Here is a 2,157-nt window from a genome sequence, read left to right on the forward strand (position 1 = left end):
AACTTTTATAGTATAGCATTAATTAATGTACAGGCGTACATTAATATTATATTAAACGAGTTACCCGGAATTTACGGATTGTCATTGTGACACTTTGAAAATTAAAGTCCTTGAGAATCGAATTTTCCGGGAGATTATACATATAGTTCCGTAAAACGAGAAAAAATATTCGCAAGTAGTTATTCCATAACAAGATAACGGAATATGCCCTTTCATTCTGGCGAAAATTATTCATCCTAATTCATATTCTTAAGGCTAAAACCTGTAATTCATCCGTATGTGAAGGCTATTTCTATCGTATGCGATGAGGATTACTACCGTATGTATCACCTAATACATACGGTTACGTCGGCTAACGCATATATTCGCATGGGCAAACACCACCTTTCTCACCGGAAAAGCAGCCTTTTACCTATAAATAAGAGACAAAAAGGCTCTTTTCATCTATTTCTTCTCGCTGGTTAGACTTTTTCAAAGAAGAGGTATGTCAAACAAACAGCCTTGTTTCGCACAAACTGTCATGATTATCGCCGCTTCGCTTACCATCCATCCGCAAGGGCTACAATAGAATAATCGACATAGAAAAGCCCCGCAGGATAACTGAAGCGCATCCCAAAGTCACTGAGAAGACCTTGTTGGTTCCGGTATAAAAAGGCTTTCCAAGTGATTAGTTATTCACTTCAACAGCCGTTAGTTAGCGGCTAGGTATAGCCGCCAGTTATTCACTCGACAAGCCGTTAGTTATTCACTTCAACAACCAATGAAAGTGTCCGTTTCTTGGTTATCAGGGCCTGTACAGGCACATGTTTCCCGTATTTTCAAATAAGCTATGGCTTACATTTGATGCGGAAAGCCTCATTAACCCACCTTTAGCTTTAAGGCTGTATCCTTTATGCGTTCACTAATAGCTAATAAGGCATTGGACAGCTGTTGCCGTTCCTCTGGCGTAAACTGTGCGGGTTTGCCGTTGACAATAGCTCCATTGATACGTTGGTAAAGCCAGCTACGGCTTTTACCAAAATAATCTTGGGCTATTTGAGAGAGAGATAGATAATTATCTACGCCATTCAATAAGAGTTTGATTTCAGCCTCTTCTTTCAGTTCCTTTGCTTTGGCTAATGTCTGTCTGGCTGAGATAAGAAATGCGTTACGAAATTTCTTACGTTCTTCCGGAGATATCTCGGATAAAGTATGTCGCATTTTTTCATCAAAGCCTTTTTTTTCTTCTTCTGTCTTTAATAAACGATACTCCGCTATCAAGCTATTTAATTTTTCTTCCGCATTCATATTTATATCTCCTATTTTTATAAAGTGATCAGATAGAGGAAACCCGAAGTCGAGCTTCCTCCTCTGTTCAACCTTGAAGCTTCTTGATTTGTTCGCTCAAATCAATGTACTCATCAAGCATCTCGTCAATCGCTTCAAGTAGTTCCGTTTCATTCGCCATGTCTTCGGCCAAGATCATGTCGTAGAAACGGGAATGGAATTCTAATTGGCCTATTAGTTCTTCCATCCGAGCCTTTAGCCCTTCAAGCGTCATCATGATAACGTCACAAAGATAATATGCAAATGAATATTCAACAATATACATTTGCATATTACAGTGTTAATAATAACAAACCCACTCCACCCTCACAGGCAAAAGGGCTTCATTCCCTCCGGAGCAGAAAGCCCGGGGGAATTTTGCTTGTAGTGTTTACTTCCCACAAGATCTAAACATTACAGAGAAAATTACCATTTGTATTCCTAACGTACATATTATGAAATAATCATCCACGGTTCGTAATGCGATAGCCGCAGTATATGCACATATTACCATCCCTTAGCCGCTAGATGGAGAGCCTAACGAAAAGCAACCGTCACAATATACGGTATATATCAAGCAAAAAGCCAACAAAACACCCATTCACATGACAGACAGATCTTCCAAGACCACTCCTATAACGACCGCATCATACCCCTCTGAAAACACGTACGTGTTTTTTTAAAGCCTAAATGAATGCCCCATATAATAAAAATCGTATCTTTATCGCCAAAGATGGAAAAGAGCCATCTATATCCTATTAATCACTAAAACCTATAAACACTATGGGAAAATTTATCAACCCCTTCACCGATTTCGGCTTCAAGCACATATTCGGCAGGGAAATGGACAAG

Annotated in this window: 2 protein-coding genes; both read right to left on the minus strand. The window is 39.3% G+C overall.

Annotation, left to right across the window (positions count from 1 at the left end; translation table 11 throughout):
• Window positions 1-858: 858 nt before the first annotated feature.
• Complete coding sequence (locus DWX84_RS21295) at window positions 859-1,287, minus strand: DUF5053 domain-containing protein (protein ID WP_048927907.1); 429 nt, start codon at window positions 1,285-1,287, stop codon at window positions 859-861.
• Window positions 1,288-1,354: 67 nt separating this feature from the next.
• A complete protein-coding gene (locus DWX84_RS21300; RefSeq protein WP_129984389.1) occupies window positions 1,355-1,543 on the minus strand; it encodes a diguanylate cyclase in 189 nt (62 codons plus the stop codon).
• Window positions 1,544-2,157 lie beyond the last annotated feature (614 nt).

This window comes from Parabacteroides sp. AF21-43, assembly GCF_003635435.1.
Taxonomy (GTDB): domain Bacteria; phylum Bacteroidota; class Bacteroidia; order Bacteroidales; family Tannerellaceae; genus Parabacteroides; species Parabacteroides distasonis.

What these genes read in the sequence shown, in the direction of transcription:
- DWX84_RS21295 (WP_048927907.1), bottom strand. Translation starts at nt 1,287, where the DNA reads ATGAATGCGGAAGAAAAATTAAATAGCTTGATAGCGGAGTATCGTTTA.
- DWX84_RS21300 (WP_129984389.1), bottom strand. Translation starts at nt 1,543, where the DNA reads ATGATGACGCTTGAAGGGCTAAAGGCTCGGATGGAAGAACTAATAGGC.